Genomic DNA, 19,452 nt, shown 5'->3' with positions numbered 1-19,452 from the left:
CACCACCTCGCCGATACCGCCCCGCCGCCGAACCCATCCTGAGTGAGCTCCATGCTTTTTGACGCCGTTGCCGCGCCGCTGTTTCTGGTGGCCCTGGCGCTGCCCTTTGTTTTTGGCATCACCCAGGCCCCGAATGCCAATTTTTGGCCGCTCATGGCCTCCTGGTCTTGCGGGGCGGTAATTTTGATGCTGATGGTGTGGCGTGCAGGGGGCGTGCGGCGGCAGGTACGGGCGGGCTGGCGCGATTTCATGGCTGCGCAATTGGCCGCAGGCCTGGTGCTGGCGGCGGTTGTGGGCGGCGTGATCGGGCTGGCGCAGTATTTTGGGGGCGACCTGGGGTGGTCGCCCTGGATCCAGTCGTCCACGCCCGGCCAGGCCATCGGCAACCTGCGCCAGCGCAATCAGCAGGCGTCGCTGCTGAGCCTGGGCGTCTGGGCCTTGTTGTGGATGGTGGCGCAGTTGCAGGCGCGCCTGGATGGGCGGGCGGGGGCGGTTCTGCTGGGCGGTGGGCGGGCTTGGCCGCATTGGCCGCAGTGGCTGACGGGGTTGCTCCTGGCCTGGGGGCTGGCGCTGCTGGCTGCGGCCAGTGCCGCAACGTCGTCGCGCACAGGGGCTCTGCAGTGGTTGTTTATCGTGGGCCTGCTGGTGGTGTGGCGCGCAAGCAGTGGCCGACTGGCGCTTGGCCTGTCGCTGGTGGGCATCCTGTTGTATGCGGCCGCGGCATGGCTGTTGCCGGGCCTACTGCTCGACTGGACGGGTTTCACCACCGATGGCCTCTTCACCCGCTTCGTGGACGAAGGGCACCGGTGCGAGAGCCGCCGCGCCCTCTGGGCCAATGTGCTGTACCTGATCGCCCAGAAACCCTGGCTGGGCTGGGGCTGGGGCGAGCTGGACTATGCGCATTACGTCACCCTGTTCCCCGGAGTCCGGTTTTGTGTGCTGCTGGACAACGCCCACAACCTGCCGCTGCAACTGGCCGTGGAACTGGGCCTGCCGGTGGCCGTGCTGGCCTGCGCTGCGGTGGTGGCCTGGGTGCTGCGCGCGCGGCCTTGGCGCGAGGTGAACCCAGCGCGGCAACTCGCCTGGGGCATCCTGGCCATCGTCGGGGTGCACAGCCTGCTGGAGTTTCCCCTGTGGTACGGCCCTTTCCAGTTGGTCACGGTGCTGGCGGTAGCCTTGTTGTGGCAAGGGGGGCTGCCGCGCTGGGCGACCTTGCCGGCAGCCAAGGCCGCCGCCGTTCTTGGGCTGGCGGGCGCGGTGGCACTGGGCGGAATGGTGGTGTGGGATTACTACCGCGTCGGCATGCTGTACCGGCCCGTGCCGCAGCGGCCTGCGGCGTACCAGGACGACACCATGGGCAAAGTGTCTGACACGCTGTTTTTCTCGGACCAGGTGGATTTCGCGCTGCTGTCCACCACCCCGGTAACGCGGGAGAACGCTCCGCAGATGCATGTGCTGGCGACGGCGCTGCTGCATTTCTCGCCCGAGCCCCGTGTCATCCAGGCGCTGATCGAAAGCGCCGTGCAACTGGGTCAGGACGACGAGGCCGCGTTCCACATCAAGCGCTATCGCATCGCCTATCCAGGCGAGTACGAGCGGTGGAAGGGCGCCAGCCGGGCGGCTCCGTAGCGGGATGTGTCTGCTCAGGCCAGGTCCAGAAACTCCACCACCTGCGGCAGGTAGTCCGCAAAGTTGCCCAGCGCGTGGTCACCGCCCTCCAGCACGATCTGCTGGGCCTTGGGGTAGCGCCAGGCCATTTCGTGCCAATCGAGCACCTCGTCGCCCTTGGCGATGATGGCCAGCTCGGGCGCGGCTGGCGGGCGGCCACGCATGTCCAGGGCCTCAAGTTCCGCGATGTATTCGGGTAGAAAAAAGAAGCGCTCGGCGGGGTTTTGCCAGGTGGTCTGCTCGCCGATGTAGCGCGCCAGGTCGCGGGCCGGGTCCACGGCGGGGTTCAGCATCACGCTGGGGCAGCCAGCCTGCTGCGCCACCCAACTGGCATAAAACCCACCCAGCGACGATCCGACCACCCCCATGGCCTGGTGCGGCCACTGGGCGATGCCCTCTGCCACCAGCGCCATGGCGGTCTTTGGCGACGGCGGCAGTTGGGGGCACCAAAAGGTGACCTTCGGATGGTGCCGCGCCACATGGGCCGCCATCTGCCGGGCCTTGGCCGACAGGGGCGACGAGCGAAAGCCGTGCAGGTACAGAAGGTGGGTAGTGGTCATCGGAATTGGGGAATGCGGGGCAGGGGAATCACTGCTTCATGCCGGGTGGCGCAGGCATAAGATAGGTGGTATCAAATCGTAACCACAAGGCGCCATGCCCGATTCTGCCCCGCTTTCCACCACCCGGCGCTGGGCGCTTGGGCCGGGCGACAAGCCCCCAGCAACCCTGGGCCGGTTCGAGCTGAAGAAGCAACTGGGCCGGGGTGCCCAGGCCACCGTTTGGCTGGCGGTGGACCCGCGCCTGCAGCGCGAGGTGGCCATCAAGCTCATGCGGCCCCTGCAGGACCAGGACCCGTCGGTGCTGGAGCAGTGGCTGCGCGAGGCGCGCCACGTGGGGCGCCTGGCCCACCCCTACATCGTGCCGGTGTTCGAGGCCGATGTGCAGGGCCTGCAGCCTTACATCGTGTTTGAGTACGTGCCCGGCCGCACGCTGGCCGAGCACCTGGCCCAGCAGGGGCGGTGCACGCCGCACGATGCTGTGGCGCTGATGGTGGATGCGCTCGACGGCCTGCACGCGGCGCACCAGGCGGGCATCGTGCACCGCGACCTCAAGCCCTCCAACATCATGGTCGATGCCCATCGCCACGCGCGGGTGATGGACTTTGGCCTGGCCGCCACCGTGCAGGCCGCGCCCGATGCCCAACTGGCCAGCGGCACGCCCGCCTACATGGCGCCCGAAGCCGCCGCAGGCGCCGCGCCCACGCCTGCCATGGACGTGTATTCGGCTGCACTGGTGCTGGTTGAGTTGCTCACGGGGCGGCCGCTCATTCACCAGAAGGACACCTGGCAGGCGCTGTACCGCATTGCCAACGAGAGCCTGGCGCTGCCCGAGGACCTGGGGCCGGGTGTGGACGACGGCCTGCGGGCCATTTTGCAGCGCGCCATGGCGCGCGACCCCAGCCAGCGCTACGCATCGGCGGCGGAGCTTCGCGATGCGCTGCGTGCCTGGGCGGCCCCGGTGAGCGCGCCCTCGGCGGCAAGCAATGCCACGCTGGACTTTTTGCTGCGGCGCATGCGGCACAAGAGCGATTTCCCGGCGCTGTCGGATTCGGTGGCGCGTATCCAGCGGGTGGCCAACTCGGAAGACGACAGCATCAGCGACCTCACGCACGAGATCCTCAAGGACGTGGCGCTGACCAACAAGCTGCTGCGCCTGGTGAACAGCGTGCATTTCGCGCATGCCAGCCGGGGCACCATCAGCACGGTGTCGCGCGCGGTGAGCCTGGTGGGTTTCAACGCCGTGCGCAACATGGCGCTGAGCCTGGTGCTGCTCGATCACATGCAGGACAAGGCCCATGCCAGCCAGATGCGCGAGGAGTTTTTGCGCGCCATGATGGCCGGGTCGGTGGCGGCGGAGCTGTGCGAGAGCAGCCAGGCGGCCGAAGAGGCCTTCATCGGCGCCATGTTTCAGAACCTGGGGCGCATGTTGTGCGAGTTTTATTTTCCCGAAGAGGCCGGGCAGGTGCGCAGCCTGGTGGCGTCGGGGAGGATAGAGGGCGGCGAAGAATCGGCCGCCCTGCAGGTGCTGGGCCTTGGGTTCGAGGAGCTGGGGGTGGGCGTGGCCCGCGTCTGGGGGCTGCCCGAGAGCCTGCAGCGCTGCATGCGCAAGCCCATGGGTTCGCCCATGCAGCGCGCGCCCGAGCAGGGCGTGGAGCGCCTGCGCTGGGCCGCCACGGCCGCCAATGAAGTGGCCAGCACCTTGCTGTTGGGCGATCCTGCCCAGATGGAGGCACAACTGGGGCAGATCGGCGCCCGGTACGCGCGCACGCTGGCCCTGTCGGCCGAGGCGATTGCCGAAGCCACCCTGCGCGCGCGCCACAAGCTGGTGGCGCTGGCCGAGGCGCTGGATCTGCGTGTGGCGCCCGATGCGCCCGCCGCCCGGCTGCTGCGGCTGCCGGTGGCACCGGGTGCCGCCCCTGCCCCCGACGATGCCCTGGGCTCCCACGAGCTGCGGGCCAGCGAAACCCAGCCTTTGCCCGCCGTGCTTGCTTCGCAGGCGGGGGGCGCGGTGTCGGTGGAGCAGGTCAACGAGGTGCTGGCGGCAGGCATCCAGGACATCACCAATGCCATGGTCGAGAACTTTCAGCTCAACGACGTGCTGCGCATGATTCTGGAGACCATGTTCCGCGCGCTGGGGTTTCGGCGCATGGTGTTTTGCCTGCGCGATGCCAAGACGGAGACGCTGACCGGCCGTTTTGGCCTGGGCGAGGGCAGCGAGGCCGCCGTGCGCGCCATGAAGGTGCCGCTCAAGGCCCAGGGCGACCTGTTTGCTGCCGTGTGCCTGCGCGGCGCCGACACGCTGATCAACGACGCCACCGAGCCCCGCATGCAGGCGCGCCTGCCGCAGTGGTACCGCACGGGGCTCGACGCCCCCTCGTTCCTGCTGCTGCCACTGCAGATCAAGGGGCAGCCCTTTGCCTTGATCTATGCCGACCAGTCCAGCGCGGGCGGCATCGTGGTGGACGACAAGGCCCTGGGCCTGCTGCGCACCCTGCGCAACCAGGCGGTGATGGCCTTTCGCCAGGCGGGGTGACGGCGCCCGATAATCGGGGGATGGCCGTCGTATTTGAAAAACCCACGCTCTCCCAGCGCCTGGTTCCCCTGTTTCGCGGGTTCGACCTTCCGCTCATCCTGCTGGTGCTGGTGTTGGCCTGCGCGGGCCTGTTGGCCATGTACTCGTCGGGGTTCGACCATGGCACGCGTTTTGTGGACCATGGGCGCAACATGCTGATCGCGGGCGCCATCCTTTTCATGGTGTCTCAGGTGCCGCCGCAAAAGATCATGGCCTGCGCCGTGCCGCTGTATGTGGCGGGCGTGGCGCTTTTGGTGGCCGTGGCGCTGTTCGGCATCACCAAAAAAGGGGCGACGCGCTGGATCAATGTGGGCATCGTCATCCAGCCCAGTGAAATCCTCAAGATCGCCATGCCCCTGATGCTGGCCTGGTGGTTCCAGAAGCGCGAAGGCACGCTGCGCCCGCTCGATTTTGCGGCGGCGGGGCTGCTGCTTGTGGTGCCGGTGGGGTTGATCATGAAGCAGCCCGACCTGGGAACCTCGCTTTTGGTGCTGGCGGCGGGGCTGTCGGTTATCTTCTTTGCGGGCCTGTCGTGGAAGCTGATCCTGCCGCCCGTGCTGATCGGCGGGCTGGGAATTCTCACGCTGGTGCTGCTGGGCGACCAGCTTTGCGCGGACGGCGTGCGCTGGGTGGTGCTGCACGACTACCAGCAGCAGCGCGTGTGCACGCTGCTCGACCCCACCCGCGATCCGTTGGGCAAGGGGTTCCACATCATCCAGGGCATGATCGCCATCGGCTCGGGCGGCATGTGGGGCAAGGGCTTCATGGCGGGCACACAGACCCACCTGGAGTTCATCCCCGAGCGCACCACCGACTTCATCTTCGCCGCTTTCTCCGAAGAATTCGGGCTGGCGGGCAACCTGTTTTTGATCATTTGCTTTTTGTTGCTCGTCTGGCGGGGCCTGGCCATTGCCGCAGGGGCCAACAGCCTGTTCGGCCGCCTGATGGCGGGGGCTGTGTCGATGATTTTCTTCACCTATGCCTTCGTGAACATGGGCATGGTCAGCGGCATCCTGCCCGTGGTGGGGGTGCCCTTGCCGTTCATCAGCTATGGCGGCACGGCCATGGTCACCCTGGGGTTGGCGCTGGGCATTCTGATGTCGGTGGCGCGGGCGCAGAAGCAAGACACCAAAGACCCCCGCCAGGCTTTGTAGCCGGGGCGGCGGCGTTGCGCGCGCGGGGCGTTCCGGGTACAAAGCGACTGCCAACTGTGTTTTGGCAATCTCTGGAGGTTCCCTCATGGCGTCGAAGTTCGAGCTGAAGAAGTCCAAGAACGATAAATTTGTCTTTAATCTGCTGGCGGGCAATGGGCAGGTCATCCTGACCAGCGAGATGTATGACTCCAAGGCGAGCGCGCTCAACGGCATCGAATCCGTCAAGAAGAACGGCCCGGATGGCGGCCGGTACAGCCGGCTCAGCGCCAAGGACGGCTCTCCGTACTTCACGCTCAAGGCGGCCAATGGCCAGGTGATCGGCCAAAGCCAGATGTACTCTGGCGAAAAAGCGCGCGACGCGGGCATCGAGTCCGTGCAGCAGAACGCACCAGGCGCGGTGACCAGCGACCTCACCGCTGCGGGCTGACCGGGCGCTCCAGCGCTCAGTGGCCGAGTGGCAGGGGCACCGTGCGTGCCCCTGCATCCCTACGGGCATGGCGGCACGCTTAGGGCGTGTCACCATTCAATCCCCCACGCGCTGGCCGCGCATTGCGTCGTTGCCCTTCGTTTGTGTAGCCGAGCTACACGGCACTCAGGGCGCCTAGCACTGCACGGCCTGGATGGCTTTCGCTTGGGGAATTGAATGGTGATACGCCCTAAAATGCCCCGATGACCTTCCGCACCCCCACAGCCGCCCCTCAGCGCGCGGCGACCAGCCAGCGCATCGATGTTGCCCGCGAACTGCTGTTGACCCCGTTCGGTCTCGACGAAGGCCACCTGGCCCGCGCCCTGGCCGAGATCCGCACCCACAAGGTGGACGACGCGGACCTGTACTTCCAGTACACGCGCAGCGAGGGCTGGAGCCTGGAGGAAGGCATCGTCAAGACGGGCTCGTTCAGCATCGACCAGGGCGTGGGTGTGCGCGCGGTCAGCGGCGAGAAGACGGCCTTTGCGTATTCGGACGACATCTCCGAGGCGTCGCTGCTGGATGCGGCCCGCACCGTGCGGTCTATTTCGGCTGTTGCGCAGGCAGGTAAAGCGCGAATGGCTCCTAAAAAGATAGCAACCAGCCGCAGCCTCTACCCTGGCGTGGACCCGATCGCTTCGCTGGACAGCACCGCCAAAGTGGCGCTGCTGGAGCGGCTGGAGCAACGCGCCCGCGCCAAGGACCCGCGCGTGGCACAGGTGATGGCTGGGCTGGCCAGCGAATACGACGTGGTGCTGGTGGCCCGCGCCGATGGCACCCTGGCCGCCGATGTGCGCCCCCTGGTGCGCCTGTCGGTCACCGTGATCGCCGAGCAAAATGGCCGCCGCGAGGTGGGCTCTGCGGGCGGCGGCGGCCGTTTCGGCCTGGCCTACTTCGACGATGAGCAGATGGGCAAGTATGTGGACGAGGCCGTGCATGCGGCCCTGGTCAACCTCGAATCACGCCCCGCACCTGCGGGCGAGATGACCGTGGTGCTGGGCTCGGGCTGGCCCGGCATCCTGCTGCACGAGGCCGTGGGCCATGGGCTGGAGGGCGACTTCAATCGCAAGGGCTCCAGCGCCTTCAGCGGCCGCATCGGCCAGCGCGTGGCAGCCAAGGGCGTCACGGTGCTGGATGACGGCACCATTGCCGACCGCCGCGGCTCGCTCAACGTGGACGACGAGGGCCATGCCAGCCAGCGCAACGTGCTGATCGAGGACGGTATCCTGAAGGGCTACATCCAGGATTCGCTCAACGCACGCCTGATGGGTGTGGCGCCCACTGGCAACGGCCGGCGAGAGAGTTATGCGCACATCCCCATGCCGCGCATGACCAACACCTACATGCTGGGCGGCGACAAGGACCCGCAAGAGATCATCGCCAGCATCAAGAAGGGGCTGTACGCCAGCAACTTTGGCGGCGGCCAGGTGGACATCACCTCGGGCAAGTTCGTGTTCTCGGCCAGCGAAGCCTACTGGGTGGAAAACGGCAAGATCCAGTACCCCGTCAAGGGCGCCACCATCGTCGGCAGCGGCCCCGAGTCGCTCAAGAAGGTGACCATGATCGGCAACGACATGCGCCTTGACAGCGGCGTGGGCACCTGCGGCAAGGAAGGCCAGAGCGTGCCCGTGGGTGTGGGCCAGCCCACCTTGCGCATCGAGGGGCTGACGGTGGGCGGAACGGCCTGAACCTCTTTGGGGGCGGCCCCTTCCGCCCGCTGCATTTGCCGTGATGTAAAGCGCTGCACAGCGGCCCGTGGGCAGCGCAAAATGGAAAGACCATGCCTGCCACGCGTCCCAGCCAACTGCTGACACTCCAGTCGTTTGGAGACATCAGCCGCTTTTTGCGCGAAGGCGTGGCGGACGAGGATTCCCGCCAGTTGCGAGACAGCCTGGGTGCCTTGTCCATGCAGATCGACGAGGCCGTCCGCATCCGTCGCACCAGCACCGACACGGCCGACATCATGCGCCGCGTCGCCACCCTGTCGCACTGCGCGCGTGAGCACCAGTTGTTCCTCACCGGCCTCGGATCGGCCTGGCACGCGCTGTATGAGTTCGATGCCTACCAGGCCGCATTGCGCGAGCTGCGCAACGCCATTGTTGACTGGCAGCAGATGCTGGAGCGCCGAAGCTCCAAGGAGAGCGCGAGCTTCGACCATTTCGAGCTGCTGGCCTGGCGCACGCTGGGCGAGGCGCTGCTGCTCATCGACATGTACGAGCACCACAACGATCCTCCCAGCGACTTGATGGATACGCCGCTGCGCAAGAAGGCGTCTGCGCTGCAGCGCGCGCGTGCCTGGCTGAACCGCTGGGGCCGCTCCGGCGGGGCGAAATCCGGGCGGTGATGCCTGTGTTTGTCGTGAAATTGCAACATCCTGTGTTTGCTGCACCGCCGCACACCTGTGCTACATTGGCTGCCATGCAAGTTCGCAGCGCGTTTTATTTTTGGTTTTTTATCTCGGTCCCCGGCGGATGAGAGGAAAACGCGCAAGCAAACACAACCTCCCCATACCAACCGCCGACGCTGCAAAGCCCGGCGGTTTTTGTTTTTCTGCCCTCCCGTTTTTCTTCATTCACCACTACATCTACTCCACGAGGAAGCAACCATGACGGTCTCCAACACCCCCACCAGCGATGCCTGGTACCGCAGCGTCGAAAAAACCAGCCAGACCGACGACGAACGTATCAAGGACATCACCGTGTTGCCTCCTCCCGAGCACCTGATCCGCTTTTTCCCGATCGGCGGCACGCCGGTCGAGACGCTGATCACCCAGACCCGCAAGAACATCCACAACATCATGGCCGGCAAGGATGACCGCTTGCTGGTCGTCATCGGCCCGTGCTCCATCCACGATCCGGGCGCGGCCGTCGAATACGCTCGCCGCCTGATGGCCGTGCGCACCCAGTACGCCGATACCCTGGAAATCGTGATGCGCGTGTACTTCGAGAAGCCCCGCACCACCGTGGGCTGGAAGGGGCTCATCAACGACCCCTACCTCGACGAGAGCTACCGCATCGACGAAGGCCTGCGCATCGCGCGCCAGTTGCTCATCGAAATCAACCGCCTGGGCATGCCTGCGGGCAGCGAGTTCCTGGACGTGATCTCACCCCAGTACATCGGTGACCTCATCAGCTGGGGCGCCATCGGCGCGCGCACCACCGAAAGCCAGGTGCACCGCGAACTGGCGTCCGGCCTCTCGGCGCCCATCGGCTTCAAGAACGGCACCGACGGCAACATCCGCATCGCCACCGACGCCATCCAGTCGGCCAGCCGGGGCCACCACTTCCTGTCGGTGCACAAGAACGGCCAGGTCGCCATCGTCAACACCAAGGGCAACAAGGATTGCCACGTGATCCTGCGGGGCGGCAAGACCCCCAATTACGACGCCGCTAGCGTGGCCGCCGCCTGCAAGGACCTCGAAGCCGCCAAGCTGCCCGCCACGCTGATGGTGGATTGCAGCCACGCCAACAGCAGCAAGCAGCACGAAAAGCAGTTGGATGTGGCCCGCGACATCGCCACGCAGCTCGCTGGCGGCTCGCGCAGCGTGTTCGGCCTCATGATCGAAAGCCACCTGAACGCAGGCGCCCAGAAGTTCACGCCCGGCAAGGACCAGCCGGGGGCGCTTGAATACGGCAAGAGCATCACCGACGCCTGCCTGGGCTGGGACGATTCGCTCAAGGCGCTGGCCGAGTTGTCCGCCGCCGTGAAGGCGCGCCGCGCGCGCTGAGTTTTGGGGCCTGCTGCAGGCAGGCTCAGGCTCTAAACTCAGGCCTGTGGACTGCACGCTCCTGTGTTGTCCCAGGCGTTGATTTCAGAACAGAAGAAAGGCGAGTCATCATGCACAGCGAAGTGTCGGTCAAGCTGGACGGTCACCAGGAGTTTCGGTTTGACCTGGAGGGCGCGGAGCCCATGGGCAATGAGGCCGGCCGACGCTGGCTGGATGAGCAATTTACCTCGCTGGACTGCGAGCCCCTGCGCGCCAGCGGCAAGGTGCTGCTGGCCGACAAGGTGCTGACCGTGGCCCGCGCCGCCGGGGCCTCGTTGCTGGCAGACCCCGCGTGGTCGCGCGACTTTGCGCGCGCCGCCAGCGCTGCGCTGGCCAAGCCCGTTGTGCGGGTGGACGTGCCGGGGATGGCGGTCACGTTTTGAGCCAATTTGGCTGCTAGCGCTTGATGGGCAAGCGCTAGCAGCTATTAATTTTGTAGCGATTGCAGCAGCTTGGCGTGGATGCCCCCAAACCCGCCGTTGCTCATGCACACCACATGGTCCCCAGGCCGGGCGGCCTGTGTGACCAGGGCCACCAGGGTGTCGATGTCGGCAGCGGTCTGTGCGCGTTGGCCGGGGCCCACGCCCAGGGGGGCGAGTGCCTGGGCCGCGTCCCAGTCCAGCCCGGCCGTGTGGCAGAACGCCAGGTCGGCGGGCTCCAGCGCCCAGGGCAACTGGCTTTTCATGGCGCCCAGCTTCATCGTGTTGCTGCGGGGCTCGAACACCGCCAGGATGCGGGCGCTAGCACCCAGGCTGCGGCGCAGGCCGTCCAGCGTGGTGCGCAGTGCGGTTGGGTGGTGCGCAAAATCGTCATACACCGCAATGCTGTTCACGGTGCCGCGCAGCTCCATGCGCCGCTTGACGTTCTGAAAACTCCCCAGCGCAGCGGCTGCCTGCTCGGGTGGCACGCCCACATGGTGGGCAGCGGCGATGGCGGCCAGTGCGTTGAGCTGGTTGTGCACACCGGTCAGCGCCCACTCCACGCGCGCGACCCGTTGGCCCTGGTGGATCACGTCAAACGCCTGCGGGTCGCCCACGGCGGAAAAATCGCTCACGGCCGCGCCGAAGCTGCTCACCTCGCTCCAGCAGCCGGTGTGCAGCACGCGGGCCAGGCTTTCTTCCAGCCCGTTGACGACCACGCGGCCTGACGGCGGCACGGTGCGCACCAGATGGTGGAACTGGCGTTCGATGGCGGCCAGGTCGTCAAAGATGTCGGCGTGGTCGAACTCCAGGTTGTTGAGCACGGCGGTGCGGGGGCGGTAGTGCACAAACTTGCTGCGCTTGTCGAAAAACGCCGTGTCGTATTCGTCGGCCTCGATCACGAACAGCGGCGCCGCGCCCAGCGGCATGGGGCCGGGTGCGGGCCGTTGGGGGGCGCCCAGTCGGGCGGACAGGCCAAAGTTCAGCGGCACACCGCCGATCAGGAAACCGGGCTGCTGCCCCGCGCTTTCCAGCACCCAGGCCAGCATCGAGGTGGTGGTGGTCTTGCCGTGTGTGCCCGCAACGGCCAGCACGTGGCGCCCCTGCAGCACATGCTCGGCCAGCCATTGTGGGCCGCTGGTATAGGGCAGGCCCGCGTCCAGGATGGCCTCCATCAGCGGAAACTTGGGCGAGCCGTCCGGCAGCCGGGCGCGGCTGACCACGTTGCCGACCACGAACATGTCGGGCGCAAGGGCCAACTGGTCGGCGCCAAAGCCTTCAATGAGATCGATGCCCAGGGCCCGCAACTGGTCGCTCATTGGTGGATAGACGCCTGCGTCGCAGCCGGTGACCTTGTGGCCCGCCTCGCGCGCCAGCGCAGCGAGCCCCCCCATGAACGTGCCGCAGATGCCCAGTATGTGTATATGCATGGGGGCAGATTCTAAGGCCGGTGAAAGGGCTATCCATTCAAGGTGAAATTGGCATCTGGCGCTTTATTTATAAGCGCTACCAGCTATCAAAATTATAGTAAATGGAAAATTCCCGCCCTGATCAGGTGGCCAGGTTCGGCGGACTGCGGGGCTGCGCTGGCCGTTCGCGCGCACAATGCGGGCTCCTTTGTTGCCGTCCACAGCCATGCACACACCTTTGAGCGAGGAAATCGCCCACACCACGGCCCGCCTGGTGGTGGAGGAAGGGCTTGAATGGGGGCCAGCCAAGCGCCGTGCGCTGCGCCAGATGGGGCTGCCGGCCCGCACCCCGCTACCCGACAACGACCTGGTTGAGGCGGCAGTGCGCGAGTACATCCAGATCTTCTGTGCCGATACGCAGCCGCGCGAGTTGAGGGCGCTGCGCCAGCTGGCGCTGGTCTGGATGGAGCGCATGGCGGCTTTCCGCCCGCACCTGGGTGGTGCCGTGTGGCATGGCACTGCCACGCGCTTGTCGGATATTTATTTGCAGTTGTTTTGTGATGACCCTAAATCAGCAGAGATAGCGCTGATAGACCATCATGTGGACTACGAACCCCGCACGGTGACCGGCTTTCATGGCGAATCGGTCGAAGCCTTGAGCTTGGGCAGCAAGTCGCCCGAGCTCAATGAGATGATCGGCGTGCATCTGCTCATCTACGACCTCGACGATCTGCGGGGCGCCTTGAAGCCCGATGCCAAAGGCCGCGTTCCGCGCGGCGACATGACGGCCGTGCGCCGCTTGCTCCAGGAAACCAGCGCTCCATGACGAATCTTGCCCATCCGCCCCAATCTGAAACCGTTACCCCTGCCGGAGCACCGTCGCCCGCCCGCCGCCGCCTGCTGTATGCGGGCGTTGCAGGTGCTGCGGCTTTGGGTGGGGCGGGGTTTGCCTGGTGGAAGTTTCAGCCGCACGCCCTGCAGCCTGGGGCCGAGCAGGCGCTGTGGGGCATGGAGTTCGAGAAGCCCGAGGGCGGAACCCTCGCGATGAAGTTCTTTGCGGGCAAGCCCTTGCTGCTGAATTTCTGGGCCACCTGGTGCCCGCCCTGTGTGGAGGAGTTGCCCATGCTCAACGCCTTCTACCGTGAACAGACCGCCAAAGGCTGGCAAGTTCTGGGTTTGGCCATCGACCAGCCTTCGGCCGTGCGCAAGTTCCTGGCGCGCATTCCGCTGGAGTTTCCGGTGGGGTTGGCGGGCCTGGGGGGCACCGACCTGGGGCGCTCGCTGGGCAATCTGACGGGCGGGCTGCCGTTCACGGTGGTGCTGGGCGGGGAGGGGCGGGTGCTGCACCGTAAAATGGGGCAGGTGACACCGCAGGATTTGCAATTGTGGGCCCCGCTGCGCTGAGCCCTGAGGCCTTTGTTTCCTGCGAAATGCACCGATTGGCAGTCCTGCGGCCTTGAATTTCCATGCCGAAGTTTGTGGAAAATGCATGTGAAAGGCTGCGATAGGGTGAAATTGGAGTAAATTCGCGCCCTATTCAGTTAAATAGCCGTTGGAGCTTCCATGGATCTGCGAAAACTCAAAACCCTCATCGATCTCGTGTCCGAGTCGAATGTGTCCGAACTCGAAATCACGGAGGCCGAGGGCAAAGTCCGCATCGTCAAAAGTGGCGGTGCCGTGGTTCAGCAGTATGTTCCGGCCCCTATGCAGGCCGCCCCTGCTGCCGCCGCACCGGCGGCCGCACCTGTGGCCGAGCTGCCCGCGCCGCCTGTGGCCGCAGCGCCTGCAGGCCATATCGTCAAGTCGCCCATGGTGGGTACCTTCTACCGCTCGTCCAGCCCCGGTGCCAAGGCATTCGTCGAAGTGGGCAGCCAGGTCAAAGAGGGCGAGACCATCTGCATCATCGAGGCCATGAAGATCCTCAACGAGATCGAGGCCGACAAGTCGGGCACGGTCACCCGCATCCTGGGCGAGAACGGCCAGGCGGTGGAATACGGACAGCCGCTGTTCGTCATCGAATAAGGTGCCCATGTTCAAGAAGATTCTCGTTGCGAATCGTGGGGAGATCGCTCTGCGCATTCAGCGCGCATGCAGCGAACTCGGGATCAAGGCCGTGATGGTCTATTCCGAGGCCGACCGCGACGCCAAGTACGTCAAGCTGGCTGAAGAGGCGGTGTGCATCGGCCCCGCGCCCTCGCCGCTGTCCTACCTCAATATGCCGGCCATCATCTCGGCCGCCGAAGTGACCGATGCCGAGGCCATCCACCCCGGCTACGGTTTCCTGTCGGAGAACGCTGATTTCGCCGAGCGCGTCGAAAAAAGCGGTTTTCAGTTCATCGGCCCCACGCCCGAGTCGATCCGTATCATGGGCGACAAGGTGTCGGCCAAACAGGCCATGATCCGCGCGGGCGTGCCCTGCGTGCCGGGCTCCGAGGGCGAATTGCCCGATGATCCGGTGCAGATCCGCCGCATCGCCAAGGCCGTGGGCTACCCCGTCATCATCAAGGCCGCTGGTGGCGGTGGTGGCCGGGGCATGCGCGTGGTGCACACCGAGGCCGCGCTGGTCAACGCCGTGCAGATGACCAAGGCCGAGGCGGGCGCCGCGTTTGGTAATCCTGCGGTGTACATGGAGAAGTTCCTCCAGAACCCGCGTCACATCGAAATCCAGATCCTGGCCGACAAGCACCGCAACGCGGTTTATCTGGGCGAGCGCGACTGCTCCATGCAGCGCCGCCACCAGAAGGTGATCGAAGAGGCGCCAGCGCCGGGCATTCCCCGCAAGCTGATCGAGAAGATCGGCGAGCGCTGCGTGGCTGCCTGCAAGAAGATCGGCTACCGCGGTGCGGGCACGTTCGAGTTCCTGTACGAAAACGGCGAGTTCTATTTCATCGAAATGAACACCCGCGTGCAGGTGGAACACCCCGTGACGGAATGGGTTACGGGCGTGGACATCGTGAAGACGCAGATCATGGTGGCGGCGGGCGAAAAGCTGCCGTTCACGCAGCGCCAGATCGAGATCCGTGGCCATGCCATCGAGTGCCGTGTGAATGCGGAAGATCCCTACAAGTTCGTCCCGTCGCCAGGGCGCATCACCACCTGGCATCCACCGGGCGGCCCCGGCGTGCGTGTGGATTCGCATGCCTACACCAACTACTTCGTGCCGCCCAACTACGACTCGATGATCGGCAAGATCATCGTGCACGGCGACACGCGCGAGCAGGCGCTGGCCCGCATGCGCACGGCACTGTCCGAGACGGTGATCGAAGGCATCAACACCAACGTGCCGCTGCACCGCGAGCTGATGGTGGACGCCAAGTTCATGGCCGGTGGCACCAACATCCACTACCTGGAAGAGTGGCTGTCGCAGCACAAACGTTGAAGACGGCACGCGGCTGTATTCCATGCTGGCCCCTGGCAACGGGGGTCAGCATTTCATTTTTCTGAGAGGCGTTGTTCCATGTTTGAGCTGATTCTGATGTGCCCCGAGGACTGTATCGAACCAGTCAGCGATGCGCTGGATGCACTCGATGCCTTGAGCGTGTCGGTGGAGGACGCCGATGCCCAGACCGACGCCGAGCAGGCGCTGTTTGGCGAGCCCGGCATGCCCCCGCCCAAGGATGGATGGCAGCGCAGCCGCGTGGTCGCGCTGTTTTCAACCGAGGCCGCCGCCCGCGAAGCGCAGCAGCTGCTGGCGGTGCAGGACTTCTTTGAAGGTTGCCAGGTGCTGGGCGTGGCGCAGGTCGCCGAGCAGGACTGGGTGCGGCTCACGCAGTCGCAGTTTGCGCCCGTGGACATCACGCCGGATTTCTGGATCGTGCCCACCTGGCACGAGTTGCCCGCGCAGGCCGTGCGCAGCATCCGCCTGGACCCAGGGCTTGCATTTGGCACCGGCACCCACCCCACCACGCGCATGTGCCTGCGATGGATCGCACGCAATGGTGCAACGCAGCCAGAGGCGGGCAATCCGCTGGGCCGGGTGCTGGATTACGGTTGTGGCTCGGGCATCCTGGCCATCGGCGCCGCCAAGTTCGGGGCCACGGACATTGACGCAGTGGACATCGATCCCGCTGCCGTCGAGTCCACGGCCCAGAACGCCCAGGCCAACGAGGTGTTGTTGCACGCGGGCCTGCCGGACAAGGCACGGGGCGAATACCAGACGGTGTTGGCCAACATTCTGGCCACGCCCCTGCGGGTGCTGGCCCCCTTGTTGTGTGCCCATGTGGCGCCGGGCGGCCATCTGGTTCTGGCGGGCATTCTGGAGCGGCAGGCGGACGAACTGAAAGAAGCCTATGCGCCCTGGGTGCAGTTGGAAGTTGCTGATACCGAAGACGGCTGGATACTGATGACCGCCAAGCGCTGAGCCTGCGCGTATCCCGCTTGGGCCAGCCTGGCGCGGCCCCTACAATCCTCCGCTGATGAGCCAGATCACTCGCTGCCCGTCCTGCGCCACGTCCTTCAAGGTTGTGGCAGACCAATTGCGCATATCGGAAGGATGGGTGCGCTGCGGCCAATGCAAGGAGGTGTTTGACGCCTCGGCGCATTTGCTGCCCGTGGCGGCCCCCGCGCTGTTGCCGGATGTGTCGTTGACCGATGTGCGGCCCCCCCCAGCACCGGTGGAGCGCAAAGCCGATCCGGCGCCTGGCTGGGGTAGCCGTTTCCGCGAAACACGCGATAGGCAAGAGCCGCCACCACCCTTGTCGACCCATGTGGGGTCGCCCCATACCGATGGGGTATCGCTGGCCGTGCCTGCCGCTACGGCAACGCCGGTGTTGGAAATACCCGACCCCGCGGTGCCTGCGTTCCTCGTTGCCGAGCCGGGTGCTGCAGGCTCTGGTCCATCACCCGCTGCGCCGTTTGCCTGGCGACCCCCTTCGCCGTCGCTACCGGAACCGAGCGAGGCAAAACCCCTCCACGAGCCCGCCGCTGCGGTGGAATCAGGGGGCGATGAGGTGTTGTTTGATGTGGCGGATGCGCTACCCCCCGAGATGCCGATTACGGGCGCATCGGTGCTTGTGGCAGATCCTGCCAAGGAGGCGTTGAGCGAAGGCTACGAACGCCCCCCCGCCACCAGCCTTGCTGATTTGCCTGATCCCCACCCGCCCGTCGATCTGGTGGCCTCGGACGTCGAGGGGGCCGTGGCGTCTGTCGGGGCTACAGCGAGGTCTGAAGAAGCCTATCCGCCGTTGGAGATCCCCGCGCCACTTCCGCCAATCGTGCCGCCGTCCGACGCAGAACTTGGTCAATCCCCATCTTCTTCTGCGCCCGTTGCGGAGCCACCGCTGTCGGTGCCGGATGCCTTGCCCTCGGTGGCCTTTGTGGAGCCACCTGCTGCGGCATTGGAGCTGGTGGCCGACGACTCCCCGGCGGCGGTGTTGCAGGCGCGCTCGCGCAAATCCACCCGCAGTGCTGCGGATGCGGGCGGTGCAGGCGATGACGAAACGCATGACGAGAGTCCGGAGGTCAGCTTTGTGGTTGCGGCGCGGCGCAAGGCGTTCTGGCGCAAGCCAGCGGTGCGCGTGGTGCTGGTGCTGGTGGTGCTGCTGTTGACCCTGGGGTTGGCGGGGCAGATGGTGATCCAGGAGCGTGACCGTATCGCGGCCATGGACGCCCGCGCGAGACCGTGGCTGCAAAGACTGTGTGAACCCTTGCGTTGCGAGGTCGCACCACGGCGCCAGATCGCCGACATGGTGATCGACAGTTCTTCCTTCAACAAGGCCAGGGGAGACAGCTATCAACTTGCTTTTGCGATGAAGAGCAAGGCAGACATCCCGCTTGCGATGCCGGCCGTTGAGCTGACGCTGACCGATGCCCAGGACCAGCCTGTGCTCCGGCGGGTCTTGTTGCCCACTGACATGGGCGCGCCTGCAGAACTGCCAGCGCGCGGCGAGTGGAGCACCTCGGTCTCGGTGATCGTGACCACCGGCGGGGCCCGTGTTGCGGGATACCGGCTGCTGGCTTTCTATCCCTGAGATTCGCCTCGCAATTTTTTCCCTCTTACCCTTTCATTCAATTTCAATATGGCTGCCCTTATTTGTGGTTCCCTGGCGTTCGACACCATCATGACCTTCGAGGGGCGGTTTGCAGAACAGATACTGCCCGACCAGTTGCACATCCTCAATGTGTCCTTTTTGGTGCCGTCCCTGCGCCGCGATTTTGGTGGGTGCGCGGGCAATATTGCCTACAGCCTCAAGCTGTTGGGTGGCGAGCCCTTGCCCATGGCCATGCTCGGCAGCGATGGCGCCGACTATCTGGAGCGGCTGAAGTCCCAGGGCATCAGCGGCCGCCACGTGGGCCAGGTGCAAGACACCTACACCGCGCAGGCCATGATCATGACCGACCGTGACAACAACCAGATCACGGCCTTCCACCCCGGCGCCATGATGCAGGCGCACGGAAACCGTATCGAGGCAGATGCCACGGTGAGCGTGGGAATCATCGCGCCGGACGGGCGCGATGCCATGCTCCAGCACGCCGCCCAATTCGTGGCGGCGGGCATTCCTTTTGTGTTCGATCCGGGCCAGGGGCTGCCCATGTTCAATGGCGAAGAACTGTCGCTCTTCATTGAGCAGGCGTCTTGGGTGACGGTGAACGACTACGAGGGCAAGATGCTGTGCGATCGCACGGGCTGGACTCTCGCGGAGATTTCGCGCAAGGTGAAGGGGGTGGTGGTCACGCAGGGCGCCGAAGGCTGCGAGGTCTGGGTGGATGGAGAAAAAACCCATGTACCCGCTGTGGTGCCTGCGCAGGTGGTAGACCCCACCGGTTGCGGCGATGCGTGGCGTGGTGCCCTGTTGTTTGGCCTGGAAAAGGGCTGGACGCTGGTGCGCTGCGCAGAATTGGGCAACCGTGTCGGTGCGCTCAAGATCGCGCAACGTGGACCCCAGAACTACGTGCTGGATTTTGCCGTGGCGTGATGCGAGGTGCGGCGCGGGTTGAGGGGCCGGGCGAAATGTATTTCGTGCCAACGCTGCCCTGCTGCTGGCGTTCACCTGTTTTCGGCAGGCGTAAAAAAACCCGGTGCACAGGCACCGGGTTGAGCGCGTAGTACGCCGGTATTAAGGCTTGTTGCCCGTAGGAAAGGGCCAGGCCGCCTGAGGATTCAGGGTGGTCTGTGCTGCAGGGGCAGCAGGGGCAGGCGCCTTGGGGGCCTTCTTGGCCGGTGCAGCTTTCTTGGCAGGGGCCTTGGCGACAGCCTTCTTGGCGGGTGCTGCTGCTTTTTTGGCAGGAGCGGCCTTCTTGGCGGGCGCTGCAGGCTTCTTGGCAGGTGCGGCCTTCTTCGCTGCTACTGCCTTTTTGGCGGGAGCGGCCTTCTTTGCCGGTGCTGCTGCCTTCTTGGCAGGTGCGGCCTTCTTCGCTGCTACTGCCTTTTTGGCGGGAGCGGCTTTCTTTGCCGGTGCTGCTGCCTTCTTGGCAGGTGCGGCCTTCTTCGCTGCTACTG

At 65.5% G+C, this 19,452-nt stretch carries 17 protein-coding genes and 1 pseudogene; 15 read left to right on the top strand and 3 right to left on the bottom strand.

Translation table 11 applies throughout. The annotated features are described in order from the left end of the window. Window positions 1-51 precede the first annotated feature (51 nt). A complete protein-coding gene (locus Q0105_RS02885; RefSeq protein ID WP_298208563.1) occupies window positions 52-1,629 on the top strand; it encodes a Wzy polymerase domain-containing protein in 1,578 nt (525 codons plus the stop codon). Between the two features lie 14 nt (window positions 1,630-1,643). Here the strand turns inward: Q0105_RS02885 and Q0105_RS02880 are convergent, their stop codons facing one another. After that, window positions 1,644-2,228: a YqiA/YcfP family alpha/beta fold hydrolase gene (locus Q0105_RS02880; RefSeq protein ID WP_298208561.1), complete on the bottom strand. Its 585-nt coding sequence runs from the start codon at window positions 2,226-2,228 to the stop codon at window positions 1,644-1,646. A 94-nt stretch (window positions 2,229-2,322) separates the two neighbouring features. Between Q0105_RS02880 and Q0105_RS02875 the strand changes: the two genes are divergently transcribed. From Q0105_RS02875 to Q0105_RS02845, 7 genes are all read left to right on the top strand, one after another. Continuing rightward, window positions 2,323-4,761: a serine/threonine protein kinase gene (locus Q0105_RS02875; RefSeq protein ID WP_298208559.1), complete on the top strand. Its 2,439-nt coding sequence runs from the start codon at window positions 2,323-2,325 to the stop codon at window positions 4,759-4,761. 20 nt (window positions 4,762-4,781) lie between these two features. Next, on the top strand, window positions 4,782-5,954 hold the full coding sequence (rodA, locus tag Q0105_RS02870; protein WP_298208557.1) for a rod shape-determining protein RodA: 1,173 nt from the start codon (window positions 4,782-4,784) through the stop codon (window positions 5,952-5,954). A gap of 85 nt (window positions 5,955-6,039) precedes the next feature. Next, the gene (locus Q0105_RS02865) at window positions 6,040-6,381 is read left to right on the top strand and encodes a YegP family protein (protein WP_298208555.1); all 342 of its coding nucleotides are present in this window, start codon (window positions 6,040-6,042) and stop codon (window positions 6,379-6,381) included. A gap of 242 nt (window positions 6,382-6,623) precedes the next feature. Then, window positions 6,624-8,108 carry a metalloprotease TldD gene (tldD, locus tag Q0105_RS02860; protein ID WP_298208554.1) on the top strand — a complete coding sequence of 495 codons (1,485 nt, stop codon included), beginning with the start codon at window positions 6,624-6,626 and terminating at the stop codon, window positions 8,106-8,108. A 92-nt stretch (window positions 8,109-8,200) separates the two neighbouring features. Next, window positions 8,201-8,764, top strand: a complete 564-nt coding sequence (locus Q0105_RS02855) for a hypothetical protein (RefSeq protein WP_298208552.1) — start codon at window positions 8,201-8,203, stop codon at window positions 8,762-8,764. 261 nt (window positions 8,765-9,025) lie between these two features. Further along, complete coding sequence (locus Q0105_RS02850) at window positions 9,026-10,147, top strand: 3-deoxy-7-phosphoheptulonate synthase (protein ID WP_298208550.1); 1,122 nt, start codon at window positions 9,026-9,028, stop codon at window positions 10,145-10,147. Window positions 10,148-10,257: 110 nt separating this feature from the next. Further along, on the top strand, window positions 10,258-10,569 hold the full coding sequence (locus tag Q0105_RS02845; RefSeq protein ID WP_298208548.1) for a hypothetical protein: 312 nt from the start codon (window positions 10,258-10,260) through the stop codon (window positions 10,567-10,569). Between the two features lie 44 nt (window positions 10,570-10,613). Here Q0105_RS02845 and mpl read toward each other — a convergent pair whose 3' ends face one another. Continuing rightward, on the bottom strand, window positions 10,614-12,035 hold the full coding sequence (mpl, locus tag Q0105_RS02840; protein ID WP_298208546.1) for a UDP-N-acetylmuramate:L-alanyl-gamma-D-glutamyl-meso-diaminopimelate ligase: 1,422 nt from the start codon (window positions 12,033-12,035) through the stop codon (window positions 10,614-10,616). A gap of 205 nt (window positions 12,036-12,240) precedes the next feature. Here mpl and Q0105_RS02835 point away from each other — a divergent pair, with 205 nt between their 5' ends. The 7 genes from Q0105_RS02835 (at window position 12,241) to Q0105_RS02805 (ending at window position 18,928) form a co-directional block, all read left to right on the top strand. Continuing rightward, on the top strand, window positions 12,241-12,840 hold the full coding sequence (locus Q0105_RS02835) for a hypothetical protein (RefSeq protein WP_298208544.1): 600 nt from the start codon (window positions 12,241-12,243) through the stop codon (window positions 12,838-12,840). Further along, window positions 12,837-13,418: a TlpA disulfide reductase family protein gene (locus tag Q0105_RS02830; RefSeq protein ID WP_298208542.1), complete on the top strand. Its 582-nt coding sequence runs from the start codon at window positions 12,837-12,839 to the stop codon at window positions 13,416-13,418. Before Q0105_RS02835 ends, Q0105_RS02830 begins: the two co-directional genes overlap by 4 nt. A gap of 159 nt (window positions 13,419-13,577) precedes the next feature. Further along, a complete protein-coding gene (gene accB, locus Q0105_RS02825; RefSeq protein WP_298208540.1) occupies window positions 13,578-14,036 on the top strand; it encodes an acetyl-CoA carboxylase biotin carboxyl carrier protein in 459 nt (152 codons plus the stop codon). Window positions 14,037-14,043: 7 nt separating this feature from the next. Beyond that, the gene (gene accC / locus Q0105_RS02820; protein ID WP_298208538.1) at window positions 14,044-15,393 is read left to right on the top strand and encodes an acetyl-CoA carboxylase biotin carboxylase subunit; all 1,350 of its coding nucleotides are present in this window, start codon (window positions 14,044-14,046) and stop codon (window positions 15,391-15,393) included. Between the two features lie 78 nt (window positions 15,394-15,471). Continuing rightward, window positions 15,472-16,374, top strand: a complete 903-nt coding sequence (prmA, locus tag Q0105_RS02815; RefSeq protein ID WP_298208535.1) for a 50S ribosomal protein L11 methyltransferase — start codon at window positions 15,472-15,474, stop codon at window positions 16,372-16,374. Window positions 16,375-16,429: 55 nt separating this feature from the next. Then, complete coding sequence (locus tag Q0105_RS02810) at window positions 16,430-17,983, top strand: DUF3426 domain-containing protein (protein WP_298208533.1); 1,554 nt, start codon at window positions 16,430-16,432, stop codon at window positions 17,981-17,983. 48 nt (window positions 17,984-18,031) lie between these two features. Further along, window positions 18,032-18,928, top strand: coding sequence for a carbohydrate kinase family protein (locus tag Q0105_RS02805; protein ID WP_298208531.1), 897 nt, complete (start codon window positions 18,032-18,034; stop codon window positions 18,926-18,928). A gap of 141 nt (window positions 18,929-19,069) precedes the next feature. Here Q0105_RS02805 and Q0105_RS02800 read toward each other — a convergent pair. Further along, window positions 19,070-19,452: pseudogene (locus tag Q0105_RS02800) on the bottom strand (histone); the annotation flags it as partial.

Origin of the sequence: Acidovorax sp. (assembly GCF_027492855.1) — a bacterium.
Lineage (GTDB): Bacteria > Pseudomonadota > Gammaproteobacteria > Burkholderiales > Burkholderiaceae_C > Acidovorax.
Note: the sequence above shows the minus strand (reverse complement) of the source record. Positions and strands in the feature narration are given on the sequence as shown.